Genomic DNA, 18,473 nt, shown 5'->3' with positions numbered 1-18,473 from the left:
GGGCAACACCTTAGGGCAGTAGGCTGGGTGCGGCTGGCACTGACGGGACCAGCTGACTGTGACGGACCGGTGGGCGGCAGGTCACGCGTCCCGGTCCGGGTTCGCTTCCGCACCGATCGGGGTTCCCGCTTCGACGAAGACGAACCGTCGGTACGACCAGAAACGGAACAGCGTCCCGAGCCCGGTGCCGACGACGAAGCTGGCGATGTTGTCGGCCAGTCGAGTCTGGAAGATCTCCGGCCAGATGCTGCCCAGGCCGTATCGGCTGATGGCCAGGCATGCCACCGCGATGCCCAGGCCCACCGCGTTGAAGAAGAAGAACAGCGCGTACTCGCGGGCCGGGTTGGAGCGTTTGCGGTGCCGCCAGGTCCAGAACCGGTTGCCGAGGAAGGCGAAGGTAGCCGCGATGACCGTGGCGATGGTCTTGGCGGTGACCTGCTCGACGCTCTGCGGGCCGATCAGGTAGTTGAACAGGGCGAAGTCGATGACGAAGGCGATGCCGCCCACGGTCGCGAACTTGCTCAACTCCCGCACGAGGTGACCGAAACGGTCAACCAGGGAGTGGACCAGACCCGTACGGGTCTGCGGGGAGCCGGGCTCCCCGGTCATTGTGGCGGCCACCGTGCGAGCGTACCGGTTGCCGGGGTGGCGATCGGGTAGCGATGGCCACCGGGGCCCACCGAGGCGGTGGCGCAGACAGGCGCGAACGGAGCGTAACCGGACGGCTGCGACCCGGTGTTGTTTTTCTCTTCCGCTCATGAGGTCGAAAAGTGACCTGTGACTCTTCGGCGCTGGGTCGTTGACCTGAGGTCCGCCGCAGGATTTGCGTGAAACTGCGCGTGAAAGCGGGTAAAGGCTCGTGATGCCGCAGCGTGGCCGCACCTTGTGCAGTTCTTCACAACCAGTCCCACTGACTGGGGCTGAACATCGGTTTACGCTGAGCCCAATCCCATGTTTCCACGAAGGCGACGCAACGCGGCGCCGAGACTCGTGCACTCCATAGACCGGTCAGCGTCGACCACCAAGGAGATGTGTCATGGTTGCTCCGGCCACCGTCAGGGGAATCGATCAGGCCCCGACGTCCCACCCCAAACTCCTCGCCTGGGTCCGTGAGGTCGCTGAACTGACCACCCCTGAGCAGGTCGTCTGGGTGGACGGCTCCGATCAGGAATGGCGTCGCCTCACCGACGAGCTCGTCGATGCCGGCACGCTCATCCGGTTGAACCCCGAGAAGAAGCCCAACTCGTTCTACGCCCGTACGGACCCGACGGATGTCGCGCGGGTCGAGGAACGCACCTTCATCTGCTCGGCGGACGAAGCGGATGCCGGGCCCACCAACAACTGGATGGCCCCCGCTGAGATGAAGCGGACCATGATCCAGCTGTACCGCGGTTCGATGCGTGGGCGGACGATGTACGTCATCCCATTCGTCATGGGCCCGGTCGAGGCCGAGAAGCCCATGTTCGGCGTCGAGATCACCGACAGCCCGTACGTGGTCGCGTCCATGCGGATCATGACCCGGATGGGCGCCAAGATCCTGGAGGCGATGGGCGACGACGCGGACTTCGTCCACGCGCTGCACTCGATCGGCGCTCCGCTCGCCCCGGGCCAGCAGGACGTCGCCTGGCCGTGCAACGAGACCAAGTACATCTCGCACTTCCCGGAGAGCCGGGAGATCTGGTCGTACGGCTCCGGCTACGGCGGCAACTCACTGCTCGGCAAGAAGTGCTACTCGCTGCGGATCGCCAGCGTGATGGGGCGCGACGAGGGCTGGCTCGCCGAGCACATGCTGATCCTCAAGATCACCTCGCCGGAGGGTCGGGTCTACCACATCGCCGGCGCGTTCCCGTCGGCCTGCGGCAAGACCAACCTGGCCATGCTGGAGCCGACCATCCCGGGCTGGAAGGTCGAGACGATCGGCGACGACATCGCCTGGATGCGCTTCGGCCCGGACGGCCGGCTCTACGCGGTCAACCCGGAGTACGGGCTGTTCGGCGTGGCGCCCGGCACCGACTGGAAGACCAACGCCAACGCGATGCGGACGCTGGAGCAGGGCAACTCGGTCTTCACCAACGTGGCCCTGACCGACGACGGCGACGTCTGGTGGGAGGGCCTGGGCCAGCCGCCGGCGCACCTGATCGACTGGAAGGGCAACGACTGGACGCCGGAGAGCGAGAACCTCTCCTCGCACGCGAACAGCCGGTTCTGCACCCCGATCACCCAGTGCCCGATCCTCGCCGACGACTACTTCGACCCGAACGGCGTCCCGATCGACGCGATCCTGTTCGGCGGTCGGCGTCGGGACACCGTCCCGCTGGTGACCGAGGCACGCGACTGGGTGCACGGCGTCTACATGGGCGCCACGCTCTCCTCGGAGACCACCGCCGCCGCCTCCGGCGCGGTCGGCGTGGTGCGGCGTGACCCGATGGCGATGCTGCCGTTCATCGGCTACCACGCCGGCGACTACTTCCGGCACTGGATCGAGATGGGCAAGGGCGCCGACGGCGACGAGTCGAAGCTGCCCCGTGTCTACTACGTCAACTGGTTCCGCAAGGACCCGGAGGGCAACTTCCTCTGGCCCGGCTTCGGCGAGAACTCGCGCGTACTCAAGTGGGTCATCGAGCGGATCGAGGGTCGGGCCGACGCCGTCGAGACCCCGATCGGCATGGTCCCGGCACCGGACGCGCTCGACGTCGACGGCCTGGACATGACGCCGGAGGACGTGCGGATCGCGTTGAAGGTGGACCCGGCGGAGTGGCGTGACGAACTGCCGATGGTCACCGAGTGGTTCGAGAAGTTCGGCGACAAGCTGCCCGGCGTCCTGTGGGCCGAGTTGGACGCCCTGCGCGCCCGACTCGACGCGGAGCAGCCGCAGCGCGGGGTGTGATCGACGCCGGATCCGGGCATCATCGGATCCCATGAGGACGGCCGCCGAGACCGAGATCCGGCGGCCGTCCGCCGTCCGGGCGCTGACCGCACTGCTCGCCGTGACCGCCGCGGCCACCGTCGTGGTCGAGGTGCTCAACTGGTGGTACGCGCCGGAGCAGGGCTTCGGCCTGGCGGTGCGTACCGGTTGGGCGATGCTGCGTGCCTTCGGCTTCCTGCTGCTGATCGGCCACGTACGCCGGGGCCGTACGGTGGCCCGCCCGCTCGGCCTGATCCTGGCGATCACCACTGTCTTCGCGGTGGGCCGGTTGGTCGTGCCCCGGCAGGGCGTGCCACCCCTGCCCGGCCTGCTGGGCTTCGCCCTGCTCACCGCGCTCTGCGCGACCGTGGTCTGGCTGCTGTACCGGTCCCCGGCGATCGCCGGCCACCTGGTGCGGCACCGTTCCCGGCTGGTGATCGACCGGTCCGGTATCTCCTGGCGGGAGGCGCCGCCGCGCCGGCCGGAGGCGAACGCATGGCTGCTGACCAGCCGGGTCGCCGCGTTCACCTACAGCCCGCTGATGCTGGTGCCCGCCCTGGTCGCCACCGCCGGCATCCTCGACGGCCGGTTGCTCGCCGTGCCTGCGGTGTTGCTCTGGCTGGGTGCCGGCATCGCGACCAGCTACCTGGTGCTGTTCTGCACCGCCTTCCTGCTGCGGGGCAAACGCTGGGCGGGCACCCTGCTCATCGTGGTCACCGTCGCCGTACTCGCCGTCGACCTGCCCCTGTGCTGGTGGCTGCTCGGCGTCGACGGCCTGGTCCGGGACGGCACACCACTGGTCGCCGCCGCCGTCCTCGCCGTCTACGGCGTACGCCGGGCCGCCCGGGTCCCCGCCCCGGCACCCCCGACCTGATGCCCGTTCGCCGCGTGTCGGCCACCGGCACCCGGATCCGGGAGAGGGCTCGCTACCCTGCAAGGTGATGACTCTGCGGAAAATTCTCTACTCCGTCTACGAGCGGCGGCTCACCGCCAAGCTCGCGGACTGTCCCGTGCCCCGGCACGTGGGTGTGATGTGCGACGGCAACCGCAGGTGGGCCCGGGAGATGGGGTTGGTCGACCCGAACGACGGGCACCGGAAGGGCGCGGAGCGCATTAAGGAACTGCTGCGCTGGTGCGACGCCGCCGGTGTCGGGCACGTGACGCTCTGGCTGCTCTCCACCGACAACCTCTCTCGACCGGCGGAGCAGCTCGACCCGTTGCTCCAGATCATCGAGGACCTGACCACCGAACTGGCCGAGCAGGGCAACCCGTGGCGGCTACGGATGGTCGGCGCGCTGGACGTGCTGCCCGCGCAACACGCCGCCGCGCTCAAGGCCGCCGAGGAGCGGACCCGGGAGCGCAGCGGCGGTGCCCAGGTCAACATCGCGGTCGGGTACGGCGGCCGGCGGGAGATCACCGACGCGGTGCGCTCGCTGCTGCTGGAGCACGCGGCGAACGGCGGCACGCTGGAGGACCTGGCCGGCTCGTTGGACGTCGACGACATCTCCGAGCATCTCTACACCCGAGGGCTGCCGGACCCGGATCTGATCATCCGGACCAGCGGCGAGCAGCGCATGTCGGGCTTCATGCTCTGGCAGTCGGCGCACTCGGAGTTCTACTTCTGCGAACTCAACTGGCCGGACTTCCGTCGCGTCGACTTCCTCCGCGCCCTGCGCTCGTACGCCACCCGGCAGCGGCGGTACGGCGTCTGACCGCCGTACCGCCTCAGGCCCTACGTGAGGTGGTGGGTGGCCTGGGTGAGGAAGTCGCCCAACGCGGCGGGGGAGTCGATGGTGAGGTCGGCGGCCTCGGCGACCTCGGCACCGGTCTCCGGGTTGGCCACCGCGACGCAGACGCCCAGGAAGTCGGGGTCGTCGGCGGTGCGGGCCCGCAGCGCGGCGAAGGCCTTGATGTCGGAGACGTCGTCGCCGAAGTACCAGGCGCCGCCGGCGCCCTGCACCAGCTCGCCGATCACCATGCCCTTGTCCCGGTCGACCGGCGGTTTGATCTCCAGCACCATCCGTCCCACCTGCAACCGCAGGCCGAGGCGCTCGGCCTGGGCGCGACCCCACTCCTCGACGGTGGCGGCCAACTGCGGGGCGGTACGCCAGTGCAGCGCCACGGACAGCCGCTTGTACTCGACGAGGGCACCCGACGGCAGCTCGGCGCGGGCCAGGTCGGCGAGTTCGGCCATGGTCGGCACCCAGGGCAGGGCGGCCGGCTCGGTGACGGTCTCGCCGCCCGAGTGGCTGTGCTCCAGGCCGTACAGCCCGTAGAGGTCGACGCCGGTGAGCCCGCCGAAGTGCTCGCGCAGGAACTCCACCGGTCGCGCGGAGACGATCGCGATCCGTTGGACGACCGGGGCGAGCGTCTCGATCGCGGCCAGCACCTTCGGCGCGGCTTGTACCTGCGTGGGATCGTCGGCCACTGGCGCGAGTGTGCCGTCGAAGTCGAAGAAGAGGATGGTCTCGGCTGCCCGGTCGGCGGTCGTCTGCCAGGCCTGGTCGGCGTTCAACGGGGTCTTCGGCGGCTGGTTGCCCAGATTCAACGGTGGCACGCGCGTCAGCGTACCCCGCGTTCGGCCGGTCAATCCTGGCGTGGATCCGGCGCGGTCGCCGGTCGGGGTCAGCGTTCGGCGGCTCCCCGTCCCCGGCGTACGAAGGGCACCACGGCGGCTTCCTGGCCGTGGCTGAGCAGGTAGCCCTCCACGAAACCGGTGTTCCGGTCGCCGGTGTGCGCCTCGATCTCCCGGAGCCGCTCCACCAGGAACTCGGTGAGCGCGGTGAGCCGGTCGTCGAGCCGGTCGTGCAGTTCGGCGAGGACGGCCAGGACGATCGCGGTGGCCGCAGTGGCGAGTGCGAAGAGGTTCACGAGCAGGGGAAGCTGCCCGCCGTTCAGAGCCAGGGTGACCGCGTTCCCGGTGACGCACAGCGTCAACGAGACCGTCGCGACCACGACCGCCATCCATTTCAGGGTCATGACAGACCCCCTTCTGTCCCGCAGGGCTGGGTTCGGCCTTGTCCCGTCCCCCCGCCGACGACGAGCCCAAGCAGTACGAATACGGACGCTAGCGCGCCCGTTCCGGCCCCGTAGCGAAACGAATGAGGCTGACCTGGCGTTCTTTCGCCATCTGAGGAACTAGCTGGCGGCGTCGCCTCGTTTTCGGTCACCGGCCGGCAGGGTCGGGCGATATGCGAGATAACGAATGGTTTCTCTAATGTGGAACTTCTCCGCGTCGGAGACCTCCGGGTCGACCAGGCGACGCAGGAGCGCCTCGACGTCGGGGTCCATCGGCGGCGGAGCCGGGGCAGCCCGACGCGACGCCGTACGGTCCCAGCCGAGCGCCGCGAAGGCCGCGGCCGGGTCGAGCCCGAGACCTTCGCAGAACGCCACCACGCGTTCCGCCTCCGGGTCGCTGGCCCAGTCACCGCGGACCCAGCGGTTGATGGTCTGGCGCGAGACGCCGGTGCGCCGGGAGACCTCAGTGCCGCTCCACGCCCGGGTGGCCCGGGCCTCATCGAGGGCTCGTCGGACGAAGGTGGCGAAGGCGATCTTCCGCGCGTTGGCCGTCTCGGTCACCTCGTGACCGTACGGCGAATGTGTCCTGAGGGGAGTCCCGGGCGCGCTCCTGTCACGCTTGCGTGACGCTGATGTCGACCGGGCGATACGGGATGAAGCGCCGCTCCTGAGGGGTGTCACCTGCGCAGGATAGATGTCCGTGGGAGCGGAGGCAAACGAACGAAAAGCTGATACTGTCACGCCCATGGGACAACCTACGGTGTGTCACGTGAATGAGACGATTGGTGCTCAGCTGCGTCACGCGCTCGGTGCGAGGGAGGAGTGGTGACCGAACTCGCGACCCGTGCCCAGGCGTTCGGTCTGATCGCGGAGGGGGTCGCCGCCGGACTGATCGCGCCGTGGCGGCTCTATCTCGCCCGGGGCTGTCGCTACCTGTCGCTGTCCGTCGGCGACCGGGCCGAGTGGAACGCCTGGCGGACCCACCTCGGCTGCCCGGAACTCAGTGTCCGGGTCTACGACGCCGGTGGGGAGATCCGCCGGTCCTCGGTGGCCGAGGTGGTCATGGACGGCTGCCGGATCAGTGTCGAGCTGGTCGAGGAGATCGGCACCGACGATCTCGACCGGTTGCTGGTCGCCGATCCCACCACTGTCGAACCGGAGGAGAAATGACGCGCGGGCGAGGGACCGGAGCCGCCGGATGAGCCCGTCCCTCGCGATCTTCCTCGTCCTGGCGCTGGCCGCGACCAGCTACGCCGCCGGCCGGCTGCACGGGCAGCTCAGCTACCGGATCGGCTACCGCTTCGGCTACCGGCAGGGGTACTTCGACGGTGACCGGGGAGCCTGGAACCGGCGCCGCCGGGACGCGCAGGCGGCGATCGCCTCCGCCCTCGCGGTCACCGCACCCGCCAAGCGGGTCTCCGCCACGGTGGTCCGCTCTGGCACCACGTACACCGGATCGTCGTTCACGGAGCCGGCCGCCTCGGTCGTCGGGCGGCACCCGACCGGCGCCCTGGTCCGGCGAACCGGCTGAGACCGGTCGCGGTGGCCCACCGGCCGGGATGCGCGCAGGGGGCATGCATCCCGGCCGGTCCGCCGATACCGGCCCGCCGACCGTGCTCACGGCACCAGCAGTCAACGAAAGGCCACTAGCCGGGACGGGTGCGGGCGGCTAGCGTCTAGGCATGGCGCGGGATTGTCCCGGGCCAGCCGGCCCGCCCGGCCTGCGACCTCGCACACGGGGCCCGCATCCGACCCCGTGTCAGTCGGGCACCGGAGGAGGCGGACCGCGGGTGGCCGGGTGCCCATCCGCCGGAGCAGGCCTGTGACGACTCGCCGTACGACCGCCGGTGCTGACCAGACCCCGGCCTCGACTGCCACGACTCGCCGCACCACCCGCAGCCGCCGTACCGTCGCGGCCGGGTCGGCGGACACCAGGGAGCCCCGACCAGCGGGCCAATCCTTCGTCCTGGACACCTCAGTCCTGCTCAGCGACCCTGCGGCGTTCCACCGCTTCGCCGAGCACGAGGTGGTGCTGCCGCTGGTGGTGATCTCCGAGCTCGAGGGCAAACGACACCACCCCGAGTTGGGCTGGTTCGCCCGACAGTCGCTGCGCACGCTGGACGAGTTGCGGGTGCGCCACGGCCGGTTGGACCGGCCGGTGCCCGCCAACGACGTCGGCGGCACGCTGCGGGTGGAGCTGAACCACACCGACGACGGGGTGCTGCCGCCCGGCTTCCGCAACGAGTCCAATGACGCCCGGATCCTCTCCGTCGCGTTGAATCTCGCCGCCGAGGGGCGGGAGGTGACGCTGGTCAGCAAGGACATGCCGTTGCGGGTCAAGGCCGCCTCGGTCGGGCTGCGGGCCGACGAGTACCGGCACGGCCAGGCGAGCGACCCGACCTGGACCGGGATGGCGGAGCTGGAGTTGGGCGAGGACGACATCGCCCGGCTCTACGGCGGCGAGACCATCGACGTGGACGACGCCGCCGGCCTGCCCTGTCACACCGGTCTGGTGCTGCACTCCGCCCGGGGTTCGGCGCTTGCCCGCGTGCTACCCGACAAGACCGTACGGCTGGTGCGTGGCGACCGTGAGGCGTTCGGGGTGCACGGGCGCTCGGCGGAGCAGCGGATCGCCCTCGACCTGTTGCTCGACGAGTCGATCGGCATCGTCTCGCTCGGTGGTCGGGCCGGCACCGGCAAGTCCGCTCTCGCGCTCTGCGCCGGGCTGGAGGCGGTGATGGAGCGCCGCCGGCACAAGAAGGTGGTCGTCTTCCGCCCGCTGTACGCCGTCGGCGGCCAGGAGCTGGGCTACCTGCCGGGTTCGGAGTCGGAGAAGATGTCGCCCTGGGCGCAGGCGGTCTTCGACACGCTCGGTGCCGTGGTGCACGAGAACGTGCTGGAGGAGGTCACCTCCCGGGGGTTGCTCGAGGTGCTGCCGCTGACCCACATCCGGGGCCGGAGCCTGCACGACGCGTTCGTCATCGTGGACGAGGCGCAGTCGCTGGAGCGCGGCGTCCTGTTGACCGTGCTGTCCCGGATCGGCCAGGGCTCCCGCGTGGTGCTGACCCACGACGTCGCGCAGCGGGACAACCTCCGCGTCGGCCGGCACGACGGTGTCACCGCCGTGATCGAGGCGCTCAAGGATCATCACCTGTTCGCGCACGTCACGCTCAGCCGTTCGGAGCGATCTCCGATCGCCGCGATGGTGACCGACCTGCTGGAGGATGTCCCCCAATGACACCCGTTTAGGGAGTTTTAAGGCTGTTATTTACCGTGACCCATGTCACAATTGAGGCTGGCGGTTTCCCATCAGCCACACCGTGCGCGATGGTGTCCAGCGGGCGCTCACCGGCGGCGGGCGCTCGCGGCGCGCCTCGGCCCGGTACGGCTGTAGGTCACGCCACGTCCCTGACCCCGACGAAGGGATCACCACGTGAGTCGGCCATGGAGCCGGTTCACCGCCCGCGCCACAGCCGTCGCGCTGTTGAGCATGGGCGTGGCCGGCGGTTTCTACCTCAGCGAGGACCGCCAGTCTCAGCGCCAGGGCCCAGGCGCGCAGGTGGCCGGAAGTGTCACCGAGATCGACGTCGAGTACCGGCAGGAGCCGCAGCAGGTCTCCCGTCAGGTGCGCGCCGCTCGGGAACAGGCCACCGAGACCAGGAAGCGGGCCCGTGCCGCCGCCGAGAAGGCCCGCAAGGCCGAAGAGGCGGCGCGCAAGAAGGCCGAGGAGGAGCGGAAGGCCCGGGAGGAGGCTGCGGCGGCTCGTGCCGCACGGCCCTACGACGGCCCCATCCCCGCCTCGTGCGCGGAGTACAGCGGCAACCGCAAGGTCGGTTGCGCGATGATGATCGACGCAGGCTTCAAGATCGACCAGTTCCCCTGCCTCGACAAGCTGTGGAACAAGGAGAGCGGCTGGAACCACAAGGCCCGCAACCCCTCCTCCGGCGCGTACGGCATCCCGCAGGCGTACCCGGGCAACAAGATGGCCTCGGTCGGCTCCGACTGGCAGACCAACCCGGTCACCCAGATCACCTGGGGGCTCGGCTACATCAAGGGCCGGTACAGCAACCCCTGCGGCGCCTGGGCGAAGTCGCAGAGTTCGGGCTACTACTGAATCCCACCTGAGCACCTCGACGGCGGCGGTACACGGCACTCGCGTACCGCCGCCGTCGTCTCGGTGGTGGGCGAAAAGTGGCGGCTGCCCGCGATAGCTGATAGCTGTTGACAGGTGACCCTGCAGCCCGGAAGCGGCGACCCTCACCGGTTCGGCACCGATGCCTTCTACGCCTCCATCGGCCGAGCCTTCGTCGCCATGTGCGCGGTGGTGCCGGTCCTCTTCCTGATCGAGGGCCTCGACCAGTGGCTCGGCGCCGGCTTCGACGCCGCCGCCGGCATCATCCCGCAGCGCATCGACGGGCTGGACGGCGTCTTCTTCTCACCGTTCCTGCACCACGGCTTCGACCACCTGTACAGCAACAGCATCCCGCTGATCCTGCTCGGCACCTTCGTGCTGGCCGCGGGCGCCCGGCGGTTCCTCTGGTCGACCCTGGTGATCGTGCTGGTCAGCGGGTTGGGAGTGTGGTTCACCGGCTCGCCCAACACGATCGTGGTGGGCGCCAGCGGCGTCATCTTCGGCTATCTCGGCATCCTGCTGACCCGGGGCATCTTCGAGCGGAGTTGGTGGAACTTCGCCGTCTTCCTGCTGGTCGGTCTGCTCTACGGCGGCCAGTTGGTCGGCGTCCTGCCCACCGACGAGCGGATCTCCTGGCAGGGGCACCTGTTCGGGCTGCTCGGCGGCATCGTGGCCGCGATCATCTTCCGTCGCCGCCGGTCCGACCTCGACGGGCCGTACCGCTCCGAGTCGCCGATGACGATGCCCTGACCTCGGCTTCGCCGCGCCGCCGCCGGACCCGTGCGGTCGCGCCGACCCGCCCACCGAGCGCGGCGATCACCACCGCGACGAGGGTGAGGGCCGCGCCGAGCACCGTGCTCGCGGCCGGGCGGGTGTCCACCGAGGGGAGCAGCACGTCCAGCATGACCGCGCCGACGACCTGGCCGGCGACGGTGGCCAGGCCGAGCAGCAGTACGCCGGTGAGGCGGACCACCGCCGCGGCCACCGCGATGAAGGCCACCCCGATCGGTCCACCGAGATAGAGCCACGGCTCGGCGGGCAGGTCACCGGAGGGCACGCCGCGCACGGCGAGGCTGACCGTGAAGACGGCCAGCAGAGCCGCCGTGCCGACGGCGAAGTTGACCAGCGTGGCGGTCAGCGTGCTCCGGGTGGCCTCGCGGACCCGCCCGTTCACCGCCTGCTGCCAGGCCACCCCGACCCCGGCCAGCAGCGGCAACAGGGCCAGGCCGATGGTGGCCGGCTCGGCCAGCCGGTCCCCGACGGCCAGCAGCACCGCCGCCACGGTGAGCACCGCACCGGCGAGCCGGGCGGGAGTCACCGGCTGCCGCCCGCTCGGGCCGACCCCGGCCCGGTCGACGGCCAGGCTGCTGCCGGACTGACCGGCGACGACCGCCACGGTGAACACGGCGACGCCGAGCGCACCGACCGTGGCGCTCTGGGTGAAGACGAGGAACGCCCCGCAGACCCCGCCGAGGCACTGCCAGAGCCGCAGCCTGCCCGAGCCGAGCGCGGCGCGCAGCGCGGCCAGGCCCCGGCGCCCGGTCGCGGTGGCGACCCCCAGGACCACCAGCACCAGCAGCCCCAGGCCGAACGAGACCAGCGCGGCGGCGACCCCGTCGTCGAGTCGTACGCCCAGCTCGCCGTTGATCCGGGACTGGACGGCGACGGCGACCCCGGCGACGGCACCCAGCGCCACCGCGCCGGCCCGCCGACCGGCCGACACCGTCGGCCCGGTCGCCGTCGCCCCCTGACTCAATCCTGCTCGTCCAGCGGCCGACCGTCGAAGTCCACCGCCGAGTAGAGCGCCAGCTTCTCCAACCGGTGGTACGAGTCGATCACCCGGATGGTGCCGCTCTTGGACCGCATCACGATCGACTGCGTGTACGCCCCACCCGAGCGGTAGCGCACGCCGCGCAGCAGGTCACCGGAGGTGACACCGGTCGCCACGAAAAAGCAGTTGTCCCCGGTGACCAGGTCGTCGGTGGTGAGGACCCGGTCCAGGTCGTGCCCGGCGGCGAGCGCCTTCTCCCGCTCGGCGTCGTCCCGCGGCCAGAGCTTGGCCTGCATCATCCCGCCCATGCACTTGAGCGCGCAGGCGGCGGTGATCCCCTCCGGGGTGCCGCCGATGCCCATCAGCACGTCGACGTCGGACTCGCCCCGGGCGGCGGCGATGGCACCGGCGATGTCGCCGTCGGAGATGAACCGGATGCCCGCCCCGGTACGCCGGATCTCCTCCACCAGACTGTCGTGCCGGGACCGGTCGAGGACGCAGACCGTCACCTCGTCGAGGCCGGTGCCCTTGACCTTGGCGATGCGGCGCAGGTTGTCGGCCACCCCGGCGTTGATGTCGATCACGTCCGCGTACGCGGGGCCGACCGCCAGCTTTTCCATGTAGAACACGGCGCTCGGGTCGAACATCGCACCCCGTTCGGCGACCGCCAGCACCGCGAGCGCGTTCGGCATGCCCTTGCTCATCAGCGTGGTGCCGTCGATCGGGTCGACCGCGACGTCCACCTCCGGACCGGTGCCGTCACCGACCTCCTCACCGTTGAAGAGCATCGGGGCGTTGTCCTTCTCGCCCTCGCCGATCACCACGACACCCTTCATCGGGATCGAGTTGATCAGCTTGCGCATGGCGTCGACGGCGGCGCCGTCACCGCCCTCCTTGTCGCCCCGGCCGACCCAGCGACCGGCGGCCATGGCCGCAGCCTCGGTCACCCGGACCAGGTCGAGGGCGATGTTGCGGTCGAGGTTCTGTGGGGTACGCGTCCTGGTGGTCGTCATGAACGGCTCCTCCTCGCGGCGGTGCGGGGTTGACCGGGCCGGCGCTACCGGCTTCGTTCCTGATCCTCACACGATGGCGGACGCGTGACCGGGGCGGGGCGGTGATGGGCCGGATACCGCCGGTCGGGCGGCTGCGAGAATGGCCGGGTGGAACCCGCACAGCCTGCCGACCGCGTACCCGCAGACCAGCCGTCGACGGCCGAGGCCGCGCCCGGCCGGTCCGAGCGCCGACCTCGGGACATGGCCGTCTCGCTGCTGGTGCTGCTGGTCCCGATCGCCCTGCTGATCGCCTTCTCCCGGGGCTTCCTCGGCGGGGACGAGCCGAGCACGGTCGACCCGACGCCCACCTTCGAGCAGGCGCGCTCGGCCGCCGCCTTCCCGGTGACCGAACCGGCCGGGCTGCCCGACGGCTGGAAGACTGTACGCGCGACGTACCGGACCACCGAGGACGGCGCGACCCTGCGGGTGGGCTATCTCACTCCCGAGGGCCGGGGTCTGCAACTCGTGCAGAGCAACGTGCCGCCGGAGCGGCTGCTGCCCACCGAGTTGACCGGGGAGGGACGGCCGCAGGGGCAGGCCGACCTCGGTTCCGGCGCCTGGCAGCGGTACACCGGGCGGGGCAACGAGCAGGCGTTGGTGCTGCTCGAACCGGAGCGGACCGTGATCGTGGTCGGCGACGCCCGGGACAACGAGCTGCGCGAGATGGCCAGCGCCGTCGACTGATGATTGCGAGTGGCGTCGGCAGGGAACAGGAGAGGGGAGCCACCGGCGCGGAAAGCGTCGGGTGACCCTGCTGGGAGACACCGATGACCATCCGAAGACTGAGCGCCGGTCTCATGGCCGCCGCCTTGCTCACGCCTGGAGTCGCCGCCTGCACAACTTCCGGTGACGCCGGACCCACCACCACCGCCACACCGTCCGCCACCGGCTCCGGCGCACCCGCCGCCGACTCCGAGGCCAAGCAGGCGCTGCTGGACTCGACCAAGGAGATCAGCAACGGCAACTTCCGGTTCACCATGTCCGGCGTCGGCTCGACCGCCGAGGGACAGGTGCACCAACCGAGCCAGAGCGCCGAGATCCGGGTACGCCTCGGCGAGCCGACCGACGATTTGGCGATCAGCCTCGACCTGATCCACGCCAAGCCGGACAGCTGGGTCAAGGTGGACCTGAAGGGAAGCGCGGCGACCAGCGTGCCCGGACTCGACCGGCTGAACCTCGGCAAGTTCCAGCACCTCGACCAGAACCGGATCCAGGGCGACCGTACCCTCGGCTTCGACTTCGACCAGGTCGACCCGGCCGGGAGCGCCGTGCTCACCCAGGCCGTCACCGAGGTGCAGCGCACCGGCGACGGCAACTTCGCCGGCACCATCGACGCCTCCAAGGCCGCCGAGGCCGGCTCGCTGGACCAGGGCGTGATCACCGCGCTCGGCCCCGAGGCCAACGCGGTGCCCTTCACCGCCACCACCGACGAGCAGGGCCGACTCACCGAACTGGTGCTGCGGATGCCGCCGACCGGGCAGGCCGCCGGCCAGGAGATCAAGATGACGTACAGCGACTACGGCAGCGCGACCGCCGCGCAGAAGCCGCCGGCCGACCAGGTCGTCGAGGCGCCGCCGGAGTTGTACAACCTGTTCAGGTAAGCGGTCTCCGCAGGGACGACGAGACGCGGCGGGAGCCTGGAGGCTCCCGCCGCGCCGTGTCCGGGCACGTACGACGTCAGTTCGTCGACTCCTGGCGGGTGGCGTCGATCCGGGCGCGGGCGCCGTCGAGCCGACGCTGGCAGATCACGGCCAACGCCTCGCCGCGCTCCCACAGGGCCAGCGACTCCTCCAGCGACGTGCCACCGGCCTCCAGCCGCTCCACCACCGACGCCAGCTCGGCGCGGGCCTGCTCGTAGCTGAGCCGCTCGTCCGACCCGTCGGTCTTCTCGTCAGTCATCGCTTCCCTCTCCACAGGGCCGGCACGGTCAGGGGTTCACGGTGGCCGACAGCTCACCGTCGGCGACGCGTACCCGCAGCGGGTCACCGGGCGCGACGTCGGTGGCGGCGCGGACCACGTGACCGTCGGCGCGCTGCACGATCGCGTACCCGCGGTCCAGGGTGGCGGCCGGCGAGAGCGCGCGCAGCCGGGCCAGGGTGTGCCGCAGGTCGTCGTCGGCGGCGGCGATGCGGTGGTCCAGGCAGCGCGCGGCCCGCTGGCGCAGGGCGGCCAGGTCGACGGCCCGCTGCTCCACCATCGCCTGCGGGCGGGCCAGCGCCGGTCGGGAGCGCAGGGCCTCGATCCGGTGCGACTCGCGGTCGACCAGGTTGTGCACCGCGCGCCGCAGCCGGTGCTGGGCCTGGCCGATCAGGCGTACCTCGTCGGCCAGGTCGGGCACCACCCGCTTGGCGGCGTCGGTGGGAGTCGACGCGCGGACGTCGGCCACGTAGTCGACCAACGGCGCGTCCGTCTCGTGGCCGATCGCGCTGACCACGGGCGTACGGCAGGCGAACACCGCCCGGCACAGGGCCTCGTCGGAGAAGGGCAGCAGGTCCTCGATGCCGCCGCCGCCCCGGGCCAGGATGATCACGTCGATGCTCGGGTCGCCGTCCAGCACCTTGAGCGCGTCGACGATCTGCGGCACGGCACCGGAACCCTGCACGGCCACGTTCACCGTCCGGAACTCCACCGCCGGCCAGCGGCGACGGGCATTGGTCAGCACGTCCCGCTCGGCGGCGCTGGCCCGGCCGGTGATCAGCCCGATCCGCTGCGGCAGGAACGGCGGTCGGCGCTTGCGGGACCGGTCGAACAGCCCCTCGGCGGCGAGCAGCTTCTTGAGCTTCTCCAGCCGGGCCAGCAACTCGCCGAGACCGACCTGGCGGATCTCGTCGGCGCGCAGGCTGAGCGTGCCCCGGGCGGCGTAGAACTCCGGCTTGGCGTGCAGCACCACGCGGGCACCCTCGCGCAACTCCGGTGCGCCGGTGTCGAGCACGTCCCGATTGGTGGTGACGGTCAGGCTCAGGTCGGCCGACGGGTCACGCAGCGTGAGGAACACGGTGCTGGCGCCCGGCCGCCGGCTGATCTGCGCCACCTGCCCGTCGACCCAGACCCAGCCCAGACGCGCCACCCAGGCGCCGATCTTCTGGCTGACCACCCGCACCGGCCACGGCTCCTCCGCCGTGCTGGCCGCTGTGCCGGCAGCCGTTCCGCTCCCCGTCGCCGTCCCCCCACCCGTACTCACCCGCCCACCCTAAGCCCATCCACCCACCGCTTCGCTGATCATGACCCGGGCGGCGGCGTCTGTCTCCACGACACGCGGCGGCCGCATGATCGACGGGCCCGGCGCAGGGGCGCGGTCGCTGCCGGGTGCGCGGGCGGCACGTACGATGGGGGGCGTGACTGAGAGCGAGAGGACTTCCGGGACCGGTAAGCGCGTGCTGTTGGCGAAGCCCCGTGGCTACTGCGCGGGCGTCGACCGGGCGGTGCAGACCGTCGAGGAGGCGCTCAAGCTCTACGGTGCCCCGATCTACGTCCGCAAGGAGATCGTGCACAACAAGCACGTGGTGCGGACGCTGGAGGGGCAGGGCGCGATCTTCGTCGAGGAGAACGAGGAGGTTCCGGAGGGAGCCACCGTCATCTTCTCGGCGCACGGCGTGGCGCCCGAGGTCCACGAGCAGGCGAAGGAGCGGTCGCTCAAGGCGATCGACGCGACCTGCCCGCTGGTGACCAAGGTGCACCAGGAGGCCAAGCGGTTCGCCGCCGAGGACTACGACATCCTGCTCATCGGCCATGAGGGCCACGAGGAGGTCATCGGCACCTCCGGCGAGGCCCCCGACCACATCCAGCTTGTGGACGGCCCCGAGGACGCCGACGGCGTCACGGTGCGCGACCCGAGCAAGGTCGTCTGGCTGTCGCAGACCACGCTCTCGGTCGACGAGACCCTGGAGACCGTGGCCCGGCTCAAGAAGCGGCTGCCGCTGCTCCAGTCGCCGCCCAGCGACGACATCTGCTACGCCACCAGCAACCGGCAGCACGTGGTCAAGGAGATCGCGGCCGAGTGCGACGTGGTGATCGTGGTCGGGTCGCGCAACTCATCCAACTCGGTACGGCTGGTCGAGGTGGCCCTGGACGCCGGCGCCCGCGCCGGACACCTGGTCGACTTCGCCCACGAGATCGACGACGCCTGGCTGGCCGACGCCCGCACGGTGGGCCTCACCTCCGGCGCGAGCGTGCCGGATGAGCTGGTCCAGGAGGTGCTGGCGTACCTCGCCGAGCGCGGTTTCGGCGACGTCGAGGAGGTGGTGACCGCCAACGAGCGGCTCACCTTCTCGCTGCCGCAGGAACTCAAGCGCGACATGAAGGCCGCCGCGGCGGCCCGGAGCTGATCCGTCGGCCCGCGCCGATGGAACGGTTGACCTTCCGGACACGTCAGAGCTGGCATGAGGACCATTCGGATCGTCGCCACCGCGCTGATCGTCTGCACGGCGCTCGTCGCCTGCGGCGGTCAGGACGCCGGCAACGGCCCCGCCGCACCCACCCCGACGGGAGCGTCACCCGTGACCGAGCTGCCGACCCCGGATCCGACCGGCCCCGTGCCCCCGCCCTCCGACCCGGTGGACCCGACGGCTCCGGCCAGCCCGCCGCCGCCCGGCAAGACCCGGGGCGTACCGACCTCGCCTCCGACCACGACGGGGGAGATGACGCTCACCGGCCGGATCGAGGCCGGCGTGGAGGCCGGCTGCCTGCTGCTCGACGGCTACCTGCTGGTGGGCGGCGCACGTGACGTGCTCAGCGCCGGTGCCTCGGTCATCGTGACCGGCCGCCCCAACGCGACCCTGATGACGACGTGCCAGCAGGGCATCCCCTTCGAGGTGGCCACCGCCAAGCGCGCCTGAACGCTCGCCAGAACTCCATCATCGGCGCGGTGGTGAGCGACCGAGGGGACCACGGCGAAGATCGATTGCTGGCAGGATGCGCCGGGTGCGTTTCCGGCCGATACTCCTCGCCGCCACGGCTGTTCTCGCCGTACTCCACGTCCTCGGTGTGCTCACCGGCGTGCCGATCCTCCGGCACGCCGAACTGACTGCGCTGGCGCTCCTGGTGGCGTACGCGCTGCTGGCAGGTGCGCGGGTGGCTCGCTGGGCCGTACCGCTGGCCCTCGTCGCGCCGGTCGTCGACGCGTACCGCACGATGCCCGCCGAGCCCACCGGCAGGTTGTGGCAGGTGTTCCGGCCGGGCCCATCGGATGTCAACCTCGGTGGTGCAGGTTCATCTCGCCGTGCGGGACTCCGAGTCGCTCCGGCCCCGGGACGACCGGTAAGCCGTCACGGAACTGCTCGTCGTCGCGTTGCCTCCGCTCGTGCTCGCGCTGGGTGCGATCGTGTTGGCCGCGTTGCTGTTCGGGCGCGGGTACCGGCTCGCCGCCGTCGGTGTCGCCCTGCTGGCACCGGCCGCCCTGCTGCACCTGGACGCGGCCCTCGGCATGGTGCCGTTGCCCTATTCGGCGGATCGCGGGAGCATCTTCACCGCGATCGGCGCCACCACGTCCCTGCCGGCGCCGGTGCCGGCGCTGCCGGCCGCCGTGGAGCTGGCCGCATACCTCCTGCTCGTCGCCGGTCTGACCAGTAACCGCGTGCCGTCCTCCGGCTAGGAAGG

Annotated in this window: 20 protein-coding genes and 1 pseudogene; 13 read left to right on the top strand and 8 right to left on the bottom strand. The window is 70.9% G+C overall.

Translation table 11 applies throughout. The annotated features are described in order from the left end of the window. Nucleotides 1-81: 81 nt before the first annotated feature. A pseudogene (locus ID554_RS32990) lies at nucleotides 82-899 on the bottom strand (GtrA family protein). Between the two features lie 137 nt (nucleotides 900-1,036). Here ID554_RS32990 and ID554_RS08550 point away from each other — a divergent pair. The 3 genes from ID554_RS08550 to ID554_RS08540 all read left to right on the top strand — a co-directional run bounded on the left by ID554_RS08550 (nucleotide 1,037) and on the right by ID554_RS08540 (nucleotide 4,617). Next, the gene (locus ID554_RS08550; protein WP_117230411.1) at nucleotides 1,037-2,887 is read left to right on the top strand and encodes a phosphoenolpyruvate carboxykinase (GTP); all 1,851 of its coding nucleotides are present in this window, start codon (nucleotides 1,037-1,039) and stop codon (nucleotides 2,885-2,887) included. A 31-nt stretch (nucleotides 2,888-2,918) separates the two neighbouring features. Then, nucleotides 2,919-3,779: a hypothetical protein gene (locus ID554_RS08545; protein ID WP_117230410.1), complete on the top strand. Its 861-nt coding sequence runs from the start codon at nucleotides 2,919-2,921 to the stop codon at nucleotides 3,777-3,779. Nucleotides 3,780-3,846: 67 nt separating this feature from the next. After that, a complete protein-coding gene (locus ID554_RS08540) occupies nucleotides 3,847-4,617 on the top strand; it encodes an isoprenyl transferase (protein WP_117230409.1) in 771 nt (256 codons plus the stop codon). Between the two features lie 20 nt (nucleotides 4,618-4,637). Here ID554_RS08540 and otsB read toward each other — a convergent pair whose 3' ends face one another. From otsB to ID554_RS08525, 3 genes are all read right to left on the bottom strand, one after another. Continuing rightward, a complete protein-coding gene (gene otsB, locus ID554_RS08535; protein WP_117230408.1) occupies nucleotides 4,638-5,462 on the bottom strand; it encodes a trehalose-phosphatase in 825 nt (274 codons plus the stop codon). 68 nt (nucleotides 5,463-5,530) lie between these two features. Beyond that, nucleotides 5,531-5,884, bottom strand: a complete 354-nt coding sequence (locus tag ID554_RS08530) for a hypothetical protein (protein ID WP_117230407.1) — start codon at nucleotides 5,882-5,884, stop codon at nucleotides 5,531-5,533. Between the two features lie 159 nt (nucleotides 5,885-6,043). Then, nucleotides 6,044-6,484: a helix-turn-helix domain-containing protein gene (locus ID554_RS08525; protein WP_117230406.1), complete on the bottom strand. Its 441-nt coding sequence runs from the start codon at nucleotides 6,482-6,484 to the stop codon at nucleotides 6,044-6,046. Nucleotides 6,485-6,748: 264 nt separating this feature from the next. Here ID554_RS08525 and ID554_RS08520 point away from each other — a divergent pair, with 264 nt between their 5' ends. The 5 genes from ID554_RS08520 (at nucleotide 6,749) to ID554_RS08500 (ending at nucleotide 10,805) form a co-directional block, all read left to right on the top strand. Beyond that, nucleotides 6,749-7,093: a hypothetical protein gene (locus ID554_RS08520; protein WP_117230428.1), complete on the top strand. Its 345-nt coding sequence runs from the start codon at nucleotides 6,749-6,751 to the stop codon at nucleotides 7,091-7,093. A gap of 28 nt (nucleotides 7,094-7,121) precedes the next feature. Then, the gene (locus tag ID554_RS08515) at nucleotides 7,122-7,454 is read left to right on the top strand and encodes a hypothetical protein (protein ID WP_117230405.1); all 333 of its coding nucleotides are present in this window, start codon (nucleotides 7,122-7,124) and stop codon (nucleotides 7,452-7,454) included. A gap of 291 nt (nucleotides 7,455-7,745) precedes the next feature. After that, nucleotides 7,746-9,161, top strand: a complete 1,416-nt coding sequence (locus ID554_RS08510; RefSeq protein ID WP_117230404.1) for a PhoH family protein — start codon at nucleotides 7,746-7,748, stop codon at nucleotides 9,159-9,161. A gap of 195 nt (nucleotides 9,162-9,356) precedes the next feature. Then, complete coding sequence (locus tag ID554_RS08505; RefSeq protein ID WP_117230403.1) at nucleotides 9,357-10,037, top strand: aggregation-promoting factor C-terminal-like domain-containing protein; 681 nt, start codon at nucleotides 9,357-9,359, stop codon at nucleotides 10,035-10,037. A 114-nt stretch (nucleotides 10,038-10,151) separates the two neighbouring features. Further along, nucleotides 10,152-10,805 (top strand): rhomboid family intramembrane serine protease, encoded by a 654-nt coding sequence (locus tag ID554_RS08500; protein WP_117230402.1) that lies wholly within the window; start codon nucleotides 10,152-10,154, stop codon nucleotides 10,803-10,805. Here the strand turns inward: ID554_RS08500 and ID554_RS08495 are convergent. Further along, nucleotides 10,735-11,778 (bottom strand): DMT family transporter, encoded by a 1,044-nt coding sequence (locus tag ID554_RS08495; RefSeq protein WP_223884638.1) that lies wholly within the window; start codon nucleotides 11,776-11,778, stop codon nucleotides 10,735-10,737. The genes ID554_RS08500 and ID554_RS08495 overlap by 71 nt on opposite strands. A 29-nt stretch (nucleotides 11,779-11,807) precedes the next feature. Further along, the gene (gene glpX, locus ID554_RS08490) at nucleotides 11,808-12,839 is read right to left on the bottom strand and encodes a class II fructose-bisphosphatase (protein ID WP_117230401.1); all 1,032 of its coding nucleotides are present in this window, start codon (nucleotides 12,837-12,839) and stop codon (nucleotides 11,808-11,810) included. 147 nt (nucleotides 12,840-12,986) lie between these two features. On the opposite strand from glpX, the gene ID554_RS08485 reads away from it, so the two are divergent. Both ID554_RS08485 and ID554_RS08480 read left to right on the top strand, forming a co-directional pair. Continuing rightward, nucleotides 12,987-13,562 carry a DUF4245 domain-containing protein gene (locus tag ID554_RS08485; protein ID WP_117230400.1) on the top strand — a complete coding sequence of 192 codons (576 nt, stop codon included), beginning with the start codon at nucleotides 12,987-12,989 and terminating at the stop codon, nucleotides 13,560-13,562. Between the two features lie 83 nt (nucleotides 13,563-13,645). Next, complete coding sequence (locus ID554_RS08480; RefSeq protein WP_117230399.1) at nucleotides 13,646-14,479, top strand: hypothetical protein; 834 nt, start codon at nucleotides 13,646-13,648, stop codon at nucleotides 14,477-14,479. 76 nt (nucleotides 14,480-14,555) lie between these two features. Here the strand turns inward: ID554_RS08480 and ID554_RS08475 are convergent, their stop codons facing one another. Both ID554_RS08475 and xseA read right to left on the bottom strand, forming a co-directional pair. Beyond that, nucleotides 14,556-14,777: an exodeoxyribonuclease VII small subunit gene (locus tag ID554_RS08475; protein WP_117230398.1), complete on the bottom strand. Its 222-nt coding sequence runs from the start codon at nucleotides 14,775-14,777 to the stop codon at nucleotides 14,556-14,558. 28 nt (nucleotides 14,778-14,805) lie between these two features. After that, nucleotides 14,806-16,059 (bottom strand): exodeoxyribonuclease VII large subunit, encoded by a 1,254-nt coding sequence (xseA, locus tag ID554_RS08470; protein ID WP_117230397.1) that lies wholly within the window; start codon nucleotides 16,057-16,059, stop codon nucleotides 14,806-14,808. A gap of 154 nt (nucleotides 16,060-16,213) precedes the next feature. Here xseA and ID554_RS08465 point away from each other — a divergent pair, with 154 nt between their 5' ends. The 3 genes from ID554_RS08465 to ID554_RS31465 all read left to right on the top strand — a co-directional run bounded on the left by ID554_RS08465 (nucleotide 16,214) and on the right by ID554_RS31465 (nucleotide 18,468). Then, nucleotides 16,214-17,203: a 4-hydroxy-3-methylbut-2-enyl diphosphate reductase gene (locus tag ID554_RS08465; protein ID WP_117230396.1), complete on the top strand. Its 990-nt coding sequence runs from the start codon at nucleotides 16,214-16,216 to the stop codon at nucleotides 17,201-17,203. A gap of 54 nt (nucleotides 17,204-17,257) precedes the next feature. Continuing rightward, nucleotides 17,258-17,713, top strand: a complete 456-nt coding sequence (locus ID554_RS08460) for a hypothetical protein (RefSeq protein ID WP_117230395.1) — start codon at nucleotides 17,258-17,260, stop codon at nucleotides 17,711-17,713. Between the two features lie 464 nt (nucleotides 17,714-18,177). Continuing rightward, nucleotides 18,178-18,468, top strand: coding sequence for a hypothetical protein (locus ID554_RS31465; protein WP_223884493.1), 291 nt, complete (start codon nucleotides 18,178-18,180; stop codon nucleotides 18,466-18,468). Nucleotides 18,469-18,473 lie beyond the last annotated feature (5 nt).

The organism is Micromonospora craniellae (assembly GCF_014764405.1).
Lineage (GTDB): Bacteria > Actinomycetota > Actinomycetes > Mycobacteriales > Micromonosporaceae > Micromonospora > Micromonospora craniellae.
Note: the sequence above shows the minus strand (reverse complement) of the source record. Positions and strands in the feature narration are given on the sequence as shown.